29 protein-coding genes are annotated in these 16,621 nt (G+C 46.1%); all 29 read right to left on the bottom strand.

Going from position 1 to position 16,621, the window contains the following annotated elements:
• Window positions 1-65: 65 nt before the first annotated feature.
• On the bottom strand, window positions 66-1,580 hold the full coding sequence (rpoN, locus tag ACWHX8_RS03455) for an RNA polymerase factor sigma-54 (RefSeq protein ID WP_447970568.1): 1,515 nt from the start codon (window positions 1,578-1,580) through the stop codon (window positions 66-68).
• Window positions 1,581-1,796: 216 nt separating this feature from the next.
• Window positions 1,797-2,546, bottom strand: a complete 750-nt coding sequence (lptB, locus tag ACWHX8_RS03450) for an LPS export ABC transporter ATP-binding protein (RefSeq protein ID WP_447971857.1) — start codon at window positions 2,544-2,546, stop codon at window positions 1,797-1,799.
• Window positions 2,547-2,572: 26 nt separating this feature from the next.
• Window positions 2,573-3,088, bottom strand: a complete 516-nt coding sequence (locus tag ACWHX8_RS03445; protein WP_447970567.1) for an LptA/OstA family protein — start codon at window positions 3,086-3,088, stop codon at window positions 2,573-2,575.
• A gap of 5 nt (window positions 3,089-3,093) precedes the next feature.
• Window positions 3,094-3,666, bottom strand: a complete 573-nt coding sequence (gene lptC, locus ACWHX8_RS03440; protein ID WP_447970566.1) for an LPS export ABC transporter periplasmic protein LptC — start codon at window positions 3,664-3,666, stop codon at window positions 3,094-3,096.
• A gap of 214 nt (window positions 3,667-3,880) precedes the next feature.
• Window positions 3,881-4,294 carry a 50S ribosomal protein L17 gene (gene rplQ / locus ACWHX8_RS03435; protein ID WP_447970565.1) on the bottom strand — a complete coding sequence of 138 codons (414 nt, stop codon included), beginning with the start codon at window positions 4,292-4,294 and terminating at the stop codon, window positions 3,881-3,883.
• A gap of 50 nt (window positions 4,295-4,344) precedes the next feature.
• Complete coding sequence (locus ACWHX8_RS03430) at window positions 4,345-5,328, bottom strand: DNA-directed RNA polymerase subunit alpha (protein ID WP_447971856.1); 984 nt, start codon at window positions 5,326-5,328, stop codon at window positions 4,345-4,347.
• 87 nt (window positions 5,329-5,415) lie between these two features.
• Window positions 5,416-6,045, bottom strand: coding sequence for a 30S ribosomal protein S4 (rpsD, locus tag ACWHX8_RS03425; protein WP_447970564.1), 630 nt, complete (start codon window positions 6,043-6,045; stop codon window positions 5,416-5,418).
• Window positions 6,046-6,111: 66 nt separating this feature from the next.
• A complete protein-coding gene (gene rpsK / locus ACWHX8_RS03420) occupies window positions 6,112-6,495 on the bottom strand; it encodes a 30S ribosomal protein S11 (protein WP_447970563.1) in 384 nt (127 codons plus the stop codon).
• Window positions 6,496-6,539: 44 nt separating this feature from the next.
• On the bottom strand, window positions 6,540-6,911 hold the full coding sequence (rpsM, locus tag ACWHX8_RS03415) for a 30S ribosomal protein S13 (protein WP_447970562.1): 372 nt from the start codon (window positions 6,909-6,911) through the stop codon (window positions 6,540-6,542).
• Between the two features lie 95 nt (window positions 6,912-7,006).
• On the bottom strand, window positions 7,007-7,120 hold the full coding sequence (gene rpmJ / locus ACWHX8_RS03410) for a 50S ribosomal protein L36 (protein ID WP_447970561.1): 114 nt from the start codon (window positions 7,118-7,120) through the stop codon (window positions 7,007-7,009).
• 12 nt (window positions 7,121-7,132) lie between these two features.
• Window positions 7,133-7,351 carry a translation initiation factor IF-1 gene (gene infA, locus ACWHX8_RS03405; protein WP_447970560.1) on the bottom strand — a complete coding sequence of 73 codons (219 nt, stop codon included), beginning with the start codon at window positions 7,349-7,351 and terminating at the stop codon, window positions 7,133-7,135.
• A gap of 143 nt (window positions 7,352-7,494) precedes the next feature.
• Window positions 7,495-8,250, bottom strand: a complete 756-nt coding sequence (gene map, locus ACWHX8_RS03400) for a type I methionyl aminopeptidase (RefSeq protein ID WP_447970559.1) — start codon at window positions 8,248-8,250, stop codon at window positions 7,495-7,497.
• A 4-nt stretch (window positions 8,251-8,254) separates the two neighbouring features.
• Entirely contained in the window at window positions 8,255-8,902 is a 648-nt protein-coding gene (locus tag ACWHX8_RS03395; protein ID WP_447970558.1) for an adenylate kinase, read from the bottom strand.
• Window positions 8,903-8,904: 2 nt separating this feature from the next.
• Window positions 8,905-10,218 (bottom strand): preprotein translocase subunit SecY, encoded by a 1,314-nt coding sequence (secY, locus tag ACWHX8_RS03390; protein ID WP_447970557.1) that lies wholly within the window; start codon window positions 10,216-10,218, stop codon window positions 8,905-8,907.
• Entirely contained in the window at window positions 10,211-10,660 is a 450-nt protein-coding gene (gene rplO / locus ACWHX8_RS03385; RefSeq protein ID WP_447970556.1) for a 50S ribosomal protein L15, read from the bottom strand. Before rplO ends, secY begins: the two co-directional genes overlap by 8 nt.
• Window positions 10,657-10,863, bottom strand: a complete 207-nt coding sequence (rpmD, locus tag ACWHX8_RS03380; RefSeq protein ID WP_447970555.1) for a 50S ribosomal protein L30 — start codon at window positions 10,861-10,863, stop codon at window positions 10,657-10,659. The genes rplO and rpmD overlap by 4 nt, the downstream gene beginning before the upstream one ends.
• Window positions 10,864-10,867: 4 nt before the next feature.
• On the bottom strand, window positions 10,868-11,380 hold the full coding sequence (rpsE, locus tag ACWHX8_RS03375; RefSeq protein ID WP_447970554.1) for a 30S ribosomal protein S5: 513 nt from the start codon (window positions 11,378-11,380) through the stop codon (window positions 10,868-10,870).
• Window positions 11,381-11,441: 61 nt separating this feature from the next.
• A complete protein-coding gene (rplR, locus tag ACWHX8_RS03370) occupies window positions 11,442-11,807 on the bottom strand; it encodes a 50S ribosomal protein L18 (protein WP_447970553.1) in 366 nt (121 codons plus the stop codon).
• Between the two features lie 8 nt (window positions 11,808-11,815).
• Complete coding sequence (gene rplF, locus ACWHX8_RS03365) at window positions 11,816-12,355, bottom strand: 50S ribosomal protein L6 (RefSeq protein ID WP_447970552.1); 540 nt, start codon at window positions 12,353-12,355, stop codon at window positions 11,816-11,818.
• A gap of 66 nt (window positions 12,356-12,421) precedes the next feature.
• Complete coding sequence (gene rpsH, locus ACWHX8_RS03360) at window positions 12,422-12,826, bottom strand: 30S ribosomal protein S8 (RefSeq protein ID WP_447970551.1); 405 nt, start codon at window positions 12,824-12,826, stop codon at window positions 12,422-12,424.
• 98 nt (window positions 12,827-12,924) lie between these two features.
• Entirely contained in the window at window positions 12,925-13,110 is a 186-nt protein-coding gene (locus ACWHX8_RS03355; protein ID WP_447970550.1) for a type Z 30S ribosomal protein S14, read from the bottom strand.
• Between the two features lie 24 nt (window positions 13,111-13,134).
• Entirely contained in the window at window positions 13,135-13,743 is a 609-nt protein-coding gene (gene rplE / locus ACWHX8_RS03350; RefSeq protein WP_447970549.1) for a 50S ribosomal protein L5, read from the bottom strand.
• A complete protein-coding gene (gene rplX, locus ACWHX8_RS03345; protein WP_447970548.1) occupies window positions 13,743-14,093 on the bottom strand; it encodes a 50S ribosomal protein L24 in 351 nt (116 codons plus the stop codon). The genes rplE and rplX overlap by 1 nt, the downstream gene beginning before the upstream one ends.
• Window positions 14,094-14,111: 18 nt before the next feature.
• On the bottom strand, window positions 14,112-14,480 hold the full coding sequence (gene rplN, locus ACWHX8_RS03340; RefSeq protein WP_447970547.1) for a 50S ribosomal protein L14: 369 nt from the start codon (window positions 14,478-14,480) through the stop codon (window positions 14,112-14,114).
• A gap of 40 nt (window positions 14,481-14,520) precedes the next feature.
• The gene (gene rpsQ, locus ACWHX8_RS03335; RefSeq protein ID WP_447971855.1) at window positions 14,521-14,787 is read right to left on the bottom strand and encodes a 30S ribosomal protein S17; all 267 of its coding nucleotides are present in this window, start codon (window positions 14,785-14,787) and stop codon (window positions 14,521-14,523) included.
• A gap of 20 nt (window positions 14,788-14,807) precedes the next feature.
• Window positions 14,808-15,023: a 50S ribosomal protein L29 gene (gene rpmC / locus ACWHX8_RS03330; protein WP_447970546.1), complete on the bottom strand. Its 216-nt coding sequence runs from the start codon at window positions 15,021-15,023 to the stop codon at window positions 14,808-14,810.
• A 15-nt stretch (window positions 15,024-15,038) separates the two neighbouring features.
• On the bottom strand, window positions 15,039-15,458 hold the full coding sequence (gene rplP, locus ACWHX8_RS03325; RefSeq protein ID WP_447970545.1) for a 50S ribosomal protein L16: 420 nt from the start codon (window positions 15,456-15,458) through the stop codon (window positions 15,039-15,041).
• A gap of 58 nt (window positions 15,459-15,516) precedes the next feature.
• Window positions 15,517-16,182, bottom strand: a complete 666-nt coding sequence (gene rpsC, locus ACWHX8_RS03320; RefSeq protein ID WP_447970544.1) for a 30S ribosomal protein S3 — start codon at window positions 16,180-16,182, stop codon at window positions 15,517-15,519.
• 46 nt (window positions 16,183-16,228) lie between these two features.
• Window positions 16,229-16,567, bottom strand: coding sequence for a 50S ribosomal protein L22 (gene rplV, locus ACWHX8_RS03315; RefSeq protein WP_447970543.1), 339 nt, complete (start codon window positions 16,565-16,567; stop codon window positions 16,229-16,231).
• Between the last annotated feature and the right edge of the window lie 54 nt (window positions 16,568-16,621).

Below are 16,621 nucleotides of genomic sequence, written 5' to 3'. Positions count from 1 at the left end.
AACACCTTCTCGTATTACTCGTCATGACTGTATCACAAGGCACGCAGCAGGTGTCACTCGAAGGCTTAAGACGGGATCCGCTTCCGTTGACTCGCCGAAGCAATATGTAACTCAGCTCGATACTTTGCCACGGTACGTCTGGCAATAATGATATCTTTTGTTCGTAATCGAGTCACAATTTCCTGATCTTTTAATGGACGTGTCGGATCTTCTTGAGCAACCATTTCCCGAATCATTTCTCGCACCGTGACTGAAGACATTTCTTCCCCATGCATATCAGTCCGCTGAATCCCAGCATTAAAAAAGTACTTTAATTCGAGAATACCTTGCGGACAATGCATATACTTATTCGTCGTCACACGACTAATCGTCGATTCATGCATTCCTACATCCTCAGCAACTTGTTTGAGCACAAGGGGGCGCAAGTGTTGAATGCCTTTTTCTAAAAACGCTTCCTGGAACTTCACGAGGCTTGTCACAACTTTCACGATGGTTTTATTTCTCTGGTCAATGCTTCGAATGATCCACTGCGCCCCTCGTAATTTTTCTTCCAAGTAGGTCTTCGTCGACTCTTGGCCTTCCGATTGATCGGTCATCAGTCGTCGATAGTACGGACTGACTCGCAAGCGTGGAAGTCCATCTTCGTTCAGTAACACCACCCACTCACCTTCATGTTTCATGACATATACATCGGGAATAATGGTGGAATTGCTATCGGTCGAAAAGGGACGCCCAGGCTTTGGCTCTAAACATTCAATCACGCGAACGGCCTCATAGATATCTTCAACGGGAACACCCAAGGCTTTCGAGATATTGGCATACCGTTTCTTTTGTAAGTCCGGCAAATGCTCAGAAACGACCGCGGCAACCAGATCAGTTTTACTATGAGAGTGGAGATAACTCCCGATACCGATAGGGTCACAGGCCAAGTACCCCAACTGAATCAGCAAACATTCTCGCAAGTCTCGAGCTGCAACGCCTGGAGGATCGAAGGCTTGCACTTGACGAAGAACCGTTTCCACCTCATCCAGCGTGGCATGACTATCTTCGGAAATTTCCTGAATGGGAACGCTCAGGTATCCATTTTCATTAAGATTTCCAACAATTGTCCGGCCAATGACTCGGTCTTTCCCTTCAAGGGAGGAGAGCCGTAATTGCCATTCCAAATGCTCCTCAAGAGACGTTGGTTTGGCAAGTGTCTGCTCATATGATGGGAAGTCATCGTCAGAGGCAGCGGTTTGCTCCATCGGCCCAGAACGCCAATCACCATCTAATACACTATCCCATTCTTCGGATGTCAGTGGCTCGACATCTTTCTCTGGTTCCGGCTCACTGCTTTCGGCGACACTCTCTCCATCCGGCCCAACCTCTTTGACTTCAAGTGTACCCTCTTCACTTTGAGCAATTTCTTCATCCTGCACTTCATTCGTCAAATCTTCGAGCAAGGGGTTTTCAACTAAATGTTGGGACAACGTTTGTTGGAGTTCTAACCGAGACAGCTGTAAAAGCTTAATGGCTTGTTGAAGCTGGGGAGTCATCACCAACTTCTGACTGAGTCGAAGATCTAACCGAAGATCCATAAAGATTCGCCTTTACTAAGTAAAGCAAAACCAAATCATCAAGACTGGAAGACCATACCTACTCGCACGCACATAATTTCACGAGTCTCCCAGACGTCTTTCCTTACCCCGCCTCAACCATATTCATCATGTCGAGGACACTGGCACAACGTCCATTCGAGTACCATAGCACAACACCAACTAGCAAACGTTCACTGGGAATGAACGGAAAATTTCTCACAGCCGAAATCGTTCTCCAAGATACACGGCCCTGGCTTTTTCGCTCGAGACGATGGTTTCAGGCGTTCCTGCTTCTAGGATTGTTCCCTCGTTAATGATATAGGCCCGATCCGTTATCGAGAGTGTCTCTTGTACATTGTGATCGGTAATGAGTATGCCAATATGCTTCTTTTTTAGCGCGATAATGATGTCCTGAATATCCCCAACGGCGATGGGATCGATACCAGCAAAGGGCTCATCCAACAATAAGAATCGAGGCTCCATCGCCAATGCTCGTGTAATCTCCAAACGACGTCGCTCACCACCAGAAAGCGCATAGGCACTACTTTTCCTCAATGGTAAAAGCGAGAGCTCATTCAACAACTCTTCTAATCGCTGATATCGTTCCTGCTTAGTAAAACTCAATGTTTCTAAGACAGCCAGAATATTCTCTTCAACAGACAACCGCCGAAAAATTGATGCCTCCTGCGGTAAATACCCGACTCCACGACGCGCCCGCTGATACATGGGCAAATGAGTAATGACCTTACGGTTAAGGTAGATGGTCCCATGGTCTGGCTGACATAACCCCACCACCATATCAAAGATGGTTGTCTTCCCTGCTCCATTCGGGCCCAACAAGCCAACGATTTCTCCGGCCTCTAAATCAAGACTGACCCCCTGAACGACTTCCCGCCCTTTAAAGCTTTTTCGAAGTCCCTCCGCGAGTATCCGATGCCGAGGCTTCGTCTGTGTATCAGCCGTCATCACGAACTAGACGCTCTGGTATCCACCTACGAACCTTCCTCATCTGTCATAATTACCCGAGTTTCGCCTTCAACTTCACTTCGATCTTCCTTCAAATACATCGTCATTTTGGTACCACTCACTCGCGTCCCATCTTGCCACGCGATAGGGGATCCAGTTAAGACGATTCTTTCCTCATCTTTGAAGTAGACGGCATGACGACTTGTGGCTTTGCCTGTCGGTTTGAGAATAACTACCTTCCCTTTCGCCACAATCTTTTCAATTTTATTTCTGCTGTTTGTGCTCTCTGGCTCCTCAGTCTGTGTGTCTGCTGATGTTTCAGGGGCTGGCTTCCACCAGACGATCATCAGATCTGAATGCACCACTAATTCCCCTTGAGTCAACACAACGTTCCCTCTGAATATGGCCCGTCGCTCCTTACTCTGCGCGGTCATCGTATCAGACTCGATATGCGTCTCCTCGCTTTCTTGTCCAAACAGTGGTTCCGGGATTACAGTACCTATCCAGAGAACAACAAGAAGACAGCAACAGCAAACCCTCAACTGTGTTATGACGATACCTCCACCTGAACATCTCGCAAGACTTTAAACTCTTCGTCATCAATGGTTCCCACAAGGCCGATTCCCGTGATGGTGAGACCATGCCCACGAATCACAACTGGTGTTTCCGTTGTAAACTTTCGAGACGCTTCAATCCACGTGAGATGCGTTGAGAAAATAGTATATCCGCTAGCAAGATGAACAGCCATCATTTCCTTTTCATTATCTAATGCAAAGTTATTGGTGGCCGTGTCAATCGTACCCTTTTCAGCTTCGACGGTCATTTCTTGTTTATCTGTTTCATGTCCAAGAAGTTCAACATACACCGTTTCCAAATTCGCTCGATGCTCAGACTCAAAAACCTGTGCACGCTCTGCTGCAACTTTCCATTTCGTCTTGCCCGACTGTGTTTGTCGATACGTAAACCCATCTATCCATGCATCAGCTGGTGTGGACGTTGTTGATTGAACAGCAGATTGGCTAGCCCGTTCCTCCATATGTGTCACTACCCGATGGACAATAAACATGCCCATGACTAACACAATGCCGGTCAGAGTCCATCTGACCCAATAATGTTGCATAAAAAAATATACGTAGCAGCAGCAAAAAAACCCTTAAAAAATGATAGCATACGACCAATAGCAAGTAAACAAATTACTCCATATCTGGTGCACACTTGAGCTGTGGATTGAGCAAAAAAAGAAAGGGCGACTTTGACAGATGCCTACACATTTAATGATGTGAAGACACCTGCCAGGTCTAATACTGCTGACAACCTAAAAAAAAGAGCGAGGATCAACTACCTTCGTCGGCAGAAGAAGATGGGGTTGGGACTGTGGCTACGGCTTCACCCTGTTTCTCAACAAGTTCAATAGCTACGAGTTCGGCTCCGTCTCCAGGTCTACGCCGAGTTTTGATTATACGAGTATACCCACCTGGTCGGTTTTGAAAACGCGGGGCCACATCATTAAAGAGCTTTTCAACGCTCGCCTTTGTTTGGAGCACGGTCAATGCCCGACGCCGAGCATGGAGCGTGCCGAGTTTTCCAAGTGTAATCATTCTATCTGTCAGGCCACGCAACTCTTTTGCTTTTGCTTCCGTTGTCTCAATTCGTTCATGTTCTAACAACGATGTGACAAGGTTACGATACAATGCCCTGCGATGTTTGGTATTCCGCCCTAACTGCCTGCCTTGTTTTCGATGTCGCACGGCTAGTTCCTCTTTTTACCTTAATAACGTAAGTAATTAAGCGGAAAATGTTAGTTGGATTCGGCTCCGGCTGCTACCATATCAGTGACCTTAATGCCGAGTTCCAACCCCATTTCTGCCAAGACTTCCTTGATTTCGTTCAAAGACTTTTTCCCAAAGTTTTTCGTCTTGAGCATTTCATTTTCCGTCTTCTGGACAAGATCGGCGATAGTTTTAATATTCGCATTTTTCAAGCAATTGGCGGCTCTGACCGACAGCTCAAGTTCGTTGACACTTTTAAACAAGTTCACATTGACCTCTTCGCTACTCTCATCAGAGGCCACTTCTCGCTTCGCATCAACACCTTCTTCATTCGGAATGCAAATATCAAGATGCTCCCGTAAGATTAAGGCCGCAGAGGCCACACTATCTTGTGGAGTCACACTGCCATCGGTCCACACTTCAAGGTTGAGTTTATCGTAATCCGTCACTCGGCCAACTCGAGCGCTTTCGACATGAAAGTTGACGCGTTTAATTGGCGAAAATATTGAATCGACAGGAATGACGCCAATAGGTAATCCTTCTTCTTTATTCCGCTCCGCAGGCACATAGCCCCGTCCAGGCTTGACGATCAATTCCATATCAAGTGTGCCATCTTTATCAAGTGTGGCGATGTGCAAATCTGGATTAAGTATCATCACATCAGGGTCTTCGATGATATCAGACGCTTTCACTTCACCTGGACCTGTTTTCTTCAATCGAATGGCTTTGGCTCGTTCGGAAAGTAAATTTACCCGAAGTGCCTTCACATTTAAGATAATGACTGTCACGTCTTCCGTGACGCCTGGAATAGTTGAGAACTCATGAAAGACACCCTCAATTTTCACAGAAGTCACAGCTGAACCTGGAAGAGACGAGAGCAAAACCCGACGTAGTGAATTCCCGACTGTGGTGCCAAATCCGCGCTCAAACGGCTCTGCAGTAAACCGGCCATATGTGGGAGAGGCGGTCTCTTTTTCCAGTTCAAGCCTCATTGGCAGCTGGAAATCCTTCATCCCTTTAATCATACCTTCCCCTTCCGTTGTTCTCGTTTAATAAGTTGTGAGTAGTGCCAACTCTTTGAGATAAGATTTCCGTATGGACTACCGTGAATAGAGTTCAACTACAACTTGTTCATTCACAAGAACGTCAATGTCTTGCTTTGAAGGCAGTGCACGAATACTTCCCTTAAATGCCGCACTTTCTAAGTCCAGCCAATTAGGCACCCCTCTTCCCTCTACCGTCTCTAGTGCTGCCTGAATCGTTGGAATTGTCCGACTTTTTTCACGAATTTCAACAATATCATCAATTTTCACTGTAAAGGAGGCAATATCAGTTTTTCGCCCATTGACTTTGATATGGCCATGATTCACCAGTTGCCTTGCTTGACTTCTTGACGTGGCAAAGCCAAGCCGGTACACCACGTTATCAAGCCGTCGTTCCAACAAACTGAGGAGCAGCTCTCCAGTAATTCCCTCTTGACGCTCTGCTGATCGAAACGTCCCAAGAAATTGTCGCTCCTGCATCCCATAGACTCGTCGGAGTTTTTGCTTTTCTCTCAGCTGAACTCCATATTCGGTTACTCTCGCCCGTCGGGACTGCCCATGTTGTCCCGGAGCATAGCTTCTACGCTCAATGGCACACTTCTCTGTCATACAACGCGTACCCTTGAGGAACAACTTCACCCCTTCCCGTCTACATAGGCGGCAAACTGGCCCTGAATATTTTGCCACACGCTACCTCCCTTCGATGATGCAACCGTATTGCTCAATAAGTCGTATTTGATAAAGTAATCTGTATTATACCCGTCTGCGTTTGGGTGGTCGGCATCCATTATGAGGAATAGGCGTGACATCCCGAATCAATGTGACACGTAACCCAGCTGATTGTAGCGCACGAACAGCAGATTCACGACCTGACCCTGGTCCATTGACATACACATCAACTTGTCGCATGCCATGTTCCATTGCCTTTCTGGCCGCAGCCTCACCTGCACGTGTCGCGGCAAATGGAGTACTTTTCCTTGATCCTTTGAAGCCTTGACTCCCAGAACTTGCCCAGGACACAGCTCCACCGGTCATATCGGTTATCGTGACAATGGTGTTATTAAAAGAAGCTTGAATGTGGACAATCCCAGCTTGAACAACTTTTCGCTCCTTCTTTTTCCCTTTTTTTACACTCATGCTCGTATGTTCCTTGTCCGTTTACCTTCGTTGATCAGAGGGAGCTACTTTCGCCCCTTTCCTCCAATAGCCGCACGTTTCCCTTTTCGTGTTCTTGCATTCGTTTTACTTCGTTGCCCTCGGACAGGCAGCCCTCTTCGATGGCGAAGACCACGATACGCTCCGGCATCCATCAGTCTTTTAATGCTCATGGTCACTTCCTTACGGAGATCACCCTCGACATTATAATCCTGATCAATCACTTCACGAAGTTTCACGATATCTTCTTCTTGAAGATCCTTTACTCGAGTCTCACCAGGCACACCGGTCTTTTTTAGGATGTCTCTAGCCCGAATAGGCCCGATTCCATATATATATCGTAAGCCGATATCAATACGTTTCCCTACCGGTAAATCAACCCCTGCAATTCTTGCCATATAAACTCCTTTAGTTGGCTCTTATGTGCATCTGAGCCAACATCTCACACTTTCTTCTCTCCATTAAAATGCTCTACGATGCAAGAAATTCTTGATCACCCCTGACGTTGCTTATGCCGAGGATTAGAACACAGCACACGGACAATCCCCTTCCGGCGAATGACCTGACATTTCACACAAATTTGTTTTACAGATGACTTTACCTTCACAGCTCATCTCCCTTACTTAAAACGATAGGTAATTCTGCCCCTTGTCAGGTCATAGGGAGAAAGTTCAACTGTGACCTTATCACCAGGCAAAATTCTAATAAAATGCATTCTCATTTTCCCTGAAATATGCGCGAGGATAACGTGGCCATTGTCCAATTTAACACGAAACATTGCATTCGGTAAGGTCTCTTGGACCGCCCCTTGCACCTCTATGACATCTTCTTTAGCCACTCGAGCACCTATAATAACAATCGCAATACCTAGACAACTTCAACATATAATGAATCCTCAATCGCCAGAACAATCTCACCTATCGTGCTCGAGAACACCCCTATATAACATTGCGTCTATATTCAACAGCTACAGACTGTATTCTAATGTTTCAGCGCCGTCAAAATTCTCGCTGGCCCTTCGGGTTGTATCGATATCGTATGCTCAAAGTGAGCTGATAACGATTGATCACGAGTCACTGCGGTCCACCCGTCATCTAACACTCGCACCGACGCCTCTCCAATGTTTACCATGGGTTCAATGGCTAATACCATCCCAGCTTTAAGTCGCGGCCCTTGACCGGGTCTCCCATAATTTGGCACCTGTGGCTCCTCATGCAATTGACGACCGATACCATGTCCCACGAAGTCCCTCACCACGGAAAAACCTTGAGACTCGACGTACGACTGAACCGCATGAGAAATATCAGATAAACGATTTCCCACAATAGCCTTTGCAATTCCCCGTCTTAATGACTCTTCCGTCACCATGATAAGCTTTTTGATCTCAGGCGATATTTCCCCAACGGATACAGTGATAGCCCCGTCTCCGTAAAACCCATCAACAATAGCTCCAAGATCTAAACCGATAATGTCTCCATCCTTTAGCGCACGCCCTGAAGGAATGCCATGGACGACCTCTTCATTGACGGAAGCACAAAGAGTTTTGGTATAGCCACGGTAGCCTTTAAATGCTGGAATCGCACCATACTCCCGTATACACTCTTCTGCCAATTTGTCTAGCTCTAAGGTTGTGACACCTGGCTTAACTTCTTCCAGAATCCTTTGATGCGACTTCGCCACAATGTGTGACGCACTAGCAATCAGCTCAATTTCTTCAGGAGTTTTAAGAACAATCATTCGCTCAGGAACCAGATAACGCTGCGAGCAAGCGTTTCTGAACATCGGCTACAGCTCCCGAACCATCTAGCTCACATAAGTTATTTTTGTCTCGATAATACTCAATTAGCGGAGCAGTTTGCTCTTCGTATACCGAGAGTCTAGCTTGAATCGTATCCGGCTGATCATCACTCCGTTGGACGAGTGTCGTAGAGCAAAAATCACACACTCCGTCATTTTTAGGAGGAATCGACTCAATATGAAAAACCGCGCGACATTTCGGGCAGCTTCGCCTCCCACTCAGTCGACGAACGACTTCTTCACGAGATAGCACAAAATAGACAACCTTATCTAATGATTGATTCTTCGCTTCAAGTATGTCTGATAATTTATTGGCCTGCGCAACAGTGCGAGGAAACCCATCTAACAAAAATCCAGCTCGACTCTCTGGTGTTATAAGCTTTTCCTCAATGAGTCCAATAACCACTTCGTCAGGAACTAATCCTCCGCTATCCATATACTCCTTGGCTTTCTTTCCCAGAGTAGTTCCGTTTGCCACACCTTCTCGAAGGAGATCACCCGTTGATATTTTAGTAATAGCAAACTCTTTCGCAATCGCGTCAGCTTGCGTTCCTTTTCCTACTCCTGGAGGGCCGAGAAATATGATACGCATGACTAGGAACTTCTACCTCGCAAAGGTCCCTTTGACAAAAAGCCATCGTAGTTACGCATCAACATATGCGACTCTATCTGTTGAGCGGTATCTAACCCCACGCCAATCACAATCAAAAGAGAAGTTCCACCAAAATAAAACGGCATATTCAATTTATAAATCAGCAGTTCAGGAATGACACAGACAATGGCCAAGTATATAGCACCGGCAAACGTGATCCTCGTTAACACTTTATAAATATAATCTGCAGTTCGCTGCCCTGGGCGAATGCCAGGAATGAAACCGCCATGTTTTTTCATATTGTCAGCCATATCAACAGGATTGAGCACAACGGCGGTGTAAAAGAAACAGAAAAATAAGATGAGTCCAACGTAGAGCAAGGTATACAAAAGAGAACCAGGAGCTAACTGAGCCCCAATTGACTGCACCCATGGTACTTGGATAAACCCAGCAATTGTAGCAGGAAACGCGATGATTGATGAAGCAAAAATTGGAGGAATCACTCCTGCCGTATTAATCTTCAATGGTATATGCGTACTCTGCCCACCATAGACTTTTCTTCCAACAACACGCTTTGCATACTGAACAGCAACTTTCCTTCTCCCACTCTCCAAAAACACAATAGCCGCGACAACCGCAAGCATGACGACGACAAGCAAGAGTAATAAAGGCAGGCTCAGCTGCCCAATTTGATATAAATCAAATGTTTGAACGACCGCACTTGGGAGGCTTGCAACGATTCCAGCAAAAATGATGAGCGAAATCCCGTTTCCAACTCCACGCTCTGTGATTTGTTCACCAAGCCACATGAGAAATGCAGTGCCTGCAGTTAACGTGATGACGGTCATAAAGCGAAAAGACCACCCAGGCTCCAAGACAAACGCACCCTGATTCATCCCTTCAAGGCCCAACGAAATACCGAAACCTTGAATAAGAGCGATTCCAATTGTGCCATATCTGGTGTATTGAATGATGGCTTTTCGGCCTCGTTCACCCTCCTTCGCCAGCTTGGATAAATGAGGAACAACAACGGTCAGGAGCTGAATGATAATCGAGGCGCTGATGTATGGCATAATGCCCAGCGCAAAAATGGTTAACCTCGATAACGCTCCCCCAGAAAAAATATCGAGGAAGCCCATAAGAGCTCCCCCTCTATCTTGTAAGAAATTAAAGAGTTCTTCATTATTAATTCCAGGAGTGGGAATATGAGCTCCCATCCTGTACACAGCAAGCATTGCCAACGTAAACAACACGCGGCTCCGCAACTCTGGAATTTTAAAGATGTTTTGGAGGCTCGTGATGAGCCGTTCAAGCACGGCTGATCACCTTAACTTGCCCACCGACTTTTTCGATCTTCTCTCGTGCCGACTCACTAAATTTGTGAGCTTCGACAACTAAAGGATAACCCAACTCGCCATCGCCAAGAATCTTAACCTGTGATCCTCGCCCCTTGACCAAGCCAGCTTCACGCATTGTGTCAGGAGAAACGGTTGCACCTTCCTTAAAAGCCGATAAAGCCTTTAGATTAATGATGACATATGAAATGCGAAATATATTGGTAAATCCACGTTTTGGGAGGCGTCTCGCCAGTGGTGTCTGTCCACCTTCAAAGCCAGCCTGATTTTTCAGACCGGACCGTGCCAATAGACCTTTATGACCTTTCCCAGACGTCTTGCCTCGACCTGACCCAGGTCCACGACCGAGCCGCTTTCTTTTCTTTTTTGAGCCTGGAGATGGCCCGAGTTCATGCAGCCTCATGGATGTGTTACCTCGACTAGATGCTTAACTTTATTGACAAGCCCACGAACCTGGTTCGTATCAGGACGTTGGACGACTTGGTGCATTCGACGTAAACCAAGCCCCATCAAATTTCGACGGATTTTCTTTGGACTGCCTATAGGACTTCGCTTGAGCTGTATAATGAGTGTTGCTGGAGAGCTATCTTGATGAGTAGATACCATTTCTTCACCCTACCTTCGGAAGTGACTCGTCGTGCTCACCCTCTTGATGACGTATTTGCCTGACTTGCTGCGGGTCACGAAGCTGAGTTAATCCCTCCAAGGCTGCACGCACAGCATTAAACGGATTTCCTCTTCCCAATGTTTTGGCGACAATATTATGAGTGCCAGCAACCTCTAGAAGAGCTCGAACTGCGCCGCCAGCGATAATGCCTGTACCTTTTTTAGCCGGCTTTAATAAAACATGCTCTGCACCAAAATACCCATGCACTTCATGTGGTATCGTTTCATTTTTTAGAGGAATTCTGATCATATGCTTTTTGGCATGCTCAACAGCTTTCGCAATTGCTGAGGGAACTTCTGTGGCCTTTCCCTTACCGACGCCAACCCAACCTTCGCCATCACCAACAACGACTAAAGCAGAAAAGGAAAACCGCTTTCCACCCTTAACCACTTTAGCAACCCGATTGATCACGACCGGCTTGTCTCGTAAATTTAGCTCTTCAATTTTTACACGCACTCAGCAATACTCCTCTCCACAAAAGCCTGCTTCCTAGTTTGCATACTCGTATAAAGAAATTTTAAAATTCTAACCCACCTGATCTTGCCGCATCGGCCAACGCTTTTACTCGACCATGATACATTCTTCCAGCACGATCAAAGACGACTTTCTGTATTGGGATAGCTTTTGCTCTCTCAACCAACATGTTGCCTACTTTTTTCGCGGCTTCGATATTCCCACCTGATTGAATGTCTTTGCGCAACCCAGGATCACAAGTTGAAGCCGATACCAACGTTCGACCTGTCTCATCATCAATGATCTGAGCATAAATGTGATTATTGCTACGATAAACACTCAATCGAGGGCGTACCTGCGTACCAATTACACGTTGACGAACACGTGCCCGTCTCCTTGCAAGTCCTTGTCGCTTCACTAGTGGATTCATGTTATGTCCTATTTTTTCCCAGCCTTGCCGGCCTTCTTTCTCAACGCCTCACCTGCATACTTAATCCCCTTCTGCTTATACACGTCAGGAGATTTAACTTTTCTGATTTTCGCTGCGACTTGGGTGACGAGTCGCTTATCGATACCCTTGAGTGACACTACGGTTTGCTTGTCAACAGTAGCCTTAACTCCATCTGGCAGGTCAAGCAAAACAGGATGAGAGAAACCGACATTAAACGACAAGGACTGTCCTTGCATTTGCGCACGATACCCCACACCAGTCAGCTCAAGCGTTCGCTCATAACCATTGAGAACTCCCTCAATTTGATTCGATAATTCCGCACGAGTTAAGCCGTGTAATGCACGAAGCTCTGCGCCACCACCATTGCGCGACACATTCAAATGACCATCTTCAACCTGAGCCGTTACGCCAGGAGGCAACGCCCAAGTCAGTCGACCAAGCGGGCCCTTCACGGCTACCTCATGTTCATTCACCTGCACATCAACTTTTGATGGGATTACAATGGGTTTTCTTCCGATCCTAGACATCTTGTACCTTATTCATTAAATCAACAACGCCCTACTACAGCATTAACAACGAGAAAGAAATATTTGCTACCAAATATGACAGAGCACTTCACCACCAACACCTTGCTGGCGTGAGTTATAATCACTCAGTACCCCACTTGGCGTCGTGAGAATGGCAACACCAAGTCCATTCATCACTCGAGGAATATCTTTTTTCCCAACATATACCCTACGCCCAGGCTTACTGATTCTCTTTATTCCTGTGATATATGATTTTTTTTGTCGAGTTGGAAAATAGCGAAGCTCTACCTCTAACACTTCATGCCCATCACCAGTGATTGACTGATATTTTTTAATAAAACCTTCAGCTTGGAAAATTTTCAGTATTTCTGCCTTTAATCGTGAGGCTGGAACGAGAACCTTTTCATGGCCCCTGGCTCCGGCATTGAGAATACGCACAAAAAGATCAGAAATTGGATCAGTCATCGACATTGGCTACTCCCACCATCCCATCTTAATTTTTAACTATGGTCATCGTAAACATGCTCAACGGATAAAGGTCAATCACTTAAAAAACACCAAGAGCGTTTTCACCAACTCGACTTGGTCACTCCAGGAATATCTCCCTTAAGACTTAAAAGTCGAAAGCAAATTCGACACATTCTAAATCGACGAAGAAATCCCCTCACTCTCCCACACAAAGGACAACGATTATAACACCGAACTTCAAACTTTGGTTTTTTTGCGGCTTTATTTCGTAAAGCGAGTCTTGACATACACGTAGCCCCTTATTTCGACAATCATGAAGTTCTAAATGGCATACCCAAGTGAGCCAACAAAGACCGGGCTTCGTCATTTCGCTTGGCCGTCGTCACAATCGTAATATCCATTCCATGAATAGAGGTAACCTCATCGTATTTAATTTCAGGAAAGGTTAGCTGCTCTTTTAACCCCAACGTGTAATTACCGTTACCATCAAATGCCTTTGTGGACACACCTCGAAAATCACGTATTCTTGGTAACGCGATATTCATTAAGCGGTCTAAAAATTCATGCATTCGATTTCCACGTAATGTCACTTTGGCCCCAATAGGCATTCCCTCTCGAAGCTTAAACCCTGCAATCGCTTTCTTTGCACGCGTCATAACTGGTTTTTGACCTGTTATTTGCTTGAGCTCGAGGATTGCACCCTCTAATAGCTTAACATTCTGAACAGCCGCACCCATTCCGACATTTAACACAACCCGGTCAAGCCTAGGAACCTGCATCGCGTTCGCGTACGAATAGTCCTTAAGCATAGCTGGCACAACACGCTCATGATACACAGCTTTCAATCTCGGGGTATACGACTGACCAGTTGAAGAGCCGACCCCTTCGCTCTGCTTTTCAGATTTTTTTTCACTTTTCATCAGTTCTTATCCAATGACTCATCAGGAGCCTTCTGATACACTCGTATTTTCCGTCCGTCATCAAGAATCTTCATCCTGGTACGTGATGGCTTTTTCACCAACTCACAATACGGCATAATATTCGAAATGGCCATCGATGCCTCTTTCTCTAAAATTCCGCCCTGCTTATTTTTTTGAGTAGGCTTCGTATGGCGTTTTACAATATTAATTTTCTCTACCATCACTCGACCAGCCTGCATCGAAATAGAGAGGACCTTCCCGATCTTCCCACGATCTCGACCAGCAATAACCATAACGGTATCACCTTTTTTTATTCGACACTTTGCTCGCTCACGCACACGTTGACTCACAACTAAACCTCCAACACGCTAAATAACTTCAGGTGCTAATGAAATAATTTTCATATACTTTTTCATTCGTAGCTCGCGAGCAACAGGGCCGAATATTCGAGTCCCGATTGGATCGCCTTGGGCATTTACCAATACGCAAGCGTTTCGATCAAACTTGATATGAGAACCGTCAACACGGCGCCGACCTTTCTTTGTTCTCACAATGACAGCTTTGACCACATCACCTTTCTTAACCGAAGCCTTTGGAATAGCCTCCCTCACGGAGACGACTATTAAATCTCCCAATGAGCCATATCGACGCTTTGTTCCACCAAGCACATGAAAACATCGCACACTTTTCGCGCCTGAATTATCTGCAACATCAAGATATGTATAATTTTGAATCATAATGAGTCTCAACAAGGATGATTACTAATTGTCAAAATTTTTAAACGCCCCCACCCTTAGACAGTATTTCAGCGACCCGCCAATGCTTTTCCTTGCTTAAGGGCCTTGAAGGCGAGAGCCGAACACGATCACCAACTTGACAACGATCACCCTCATCATGCGCTTTCAGCTTCGTAATTCGTTTCATAATTTTCCCGTAAAGTGGATGTGCCACTTGACGAGTTACCGCCACGACAACAGTTTTAGCCATTTTATTGCTAATCACACTGCCATAAAAGTACTTGGGTTTCTTTCGAATCGTAGTCATCATATTTTATTCAGCCTACCCTAACGGCTTGCCGCGTCAGGACCTTTCGCCATTGCACGCTGCCGGATGACGGTCATTACCCTGGCCACATCGTGTTTGGTTTGCCTAATACGCATTGGGTTTTCAATTCTTCCCATCGCAAGCTGACAACGGAAATGAAATAATTCCTCTTTCAACTGCTTGACCTTCCCAAGCAGTTCAGACTCTTCCATATCTCGCAATTCACTCACATTCACTGAAATGACCCCTTATCACAAATTAATTTCACCGCGAACCACAAATTTCGTCGCAATTGGCAACTTGTGCCCAGCTAACCGTAAAGCCTCTTCCGCCACAGGCCTCGTCACATCATCCATCTCGTAGAGAATACGACCAGGCTTGACAACAGCAACCCAAAACTCAGGGTTACCCTTACCTTTACCCATTCGAACCTCTGCTGGTTTTTTTGTGACTGGCTTATCAGGAAAGACTCTTGTCCAGATTCGACCTCCACGCTTTACATGACGGGTCATAGCAATTCTCGCCGCCTCAAGCTGCCTTGCCGTGATGCGCCCTGGCTCTAAAGCCTTCAAGCCAAATTGGCCAAGGGTTACATTACCGCCCTTATAGGCCTTCCCGCGCATTCGCCCCTTCTGCACTTTACGGTACTTTATTCGTTTCGGTGCTAACATTCCCTATTTCCTTAAACCGGCTAAGAAAGTCTACAATACCCGAACACAACCTTACGTGTTACAAAAATCCTAAAGTGGAGTCAGCTTTTTCCGCAGAAGGTACTGTTGCCTCACCCTTAAAAATCCACGCTTTCACTCCAATTTGCCCCATGGCCGTCTTCGCCTCGGCAAAACCATACTCCACGTCCGCCCGAAGGGTATGAAGAGGAACGCGACCTTCACGATACCATTCAGTCCGAGCAATCTCATTCCCACCTAACCTACCGGCACAGTATACCCGAACCCCTAAGGCTCCAAGACGCAAAGCCGATGCGACACTCCGCTTTAAAGCGCGGCGAAAAGACACACGCTTCTCGAGCTGCGTCGCAATATTTTCAGCAACAAGCTGGGCATCCAACTCCGGCTTTTTAATTTCCTTGACCGTGACATACACTTCATTCCCATATTCACGCTCCAAGGAAGCCTTCAATTTATCGACCTCTGCCCCTTTTCGACCAATAATAATACCAGGGCGTGCCGTATGGATGATGACTTTTACTTGATTACCAGACCGCTCTATTTCAACTCTGGAAATTCCCGCGTGATAGAGCCGCTTCTTCACGAGACCTCGTATAGCGAGATCTTGATGCAAAAGCTTTGTGAAATCTCTCTTTGCATACCATCGAGAATTCCACGTTCGCGTGTAACCAAGACGAAAACCGAATGGGTGGGTTTTTTGACCCATCTTTACCTCACAGCCTTCCGATTAAACATAAACAATAGACTTACCCTCAGGACATCGGACCTACAACGAGCGTAATATGGCTTGTCCGTTTCACTATAGGATTAGCCCTTCCCATGGATCGAGCACGAAACCGTTTAAGCACAGGCCCACCATCCACATAGGCTCGGATAATCCTAAGCGAATCAGGTTCGCCCAACTCCTTCTGACCAGCATTCGCAACAGCCGACTGCAATACCTGCTCCACAACCCTTGCTGCCGAGCGCGGCGTATATCGTAAAAGGTTCAACGCCTCTTGAGCTTGTCGACCGCGAACCATGTCAACCACTTCCCTAGCTTTCCTAGGCGTAATTCTTACATGACGTAAAAGAGCACGAGCTTCAGACACAACAGTTACCTCAATTCACAACTTCGCATTAAACATAAACTGCCTTATGTACAT

It is taken from the genome of Nitrospira sp. M1, from assembly GCF_965152605.1.
Note: the sequence above shows the minus strand (reverse complement) of the source record. Positions and strands in the feature narration are given on the sequence as shown.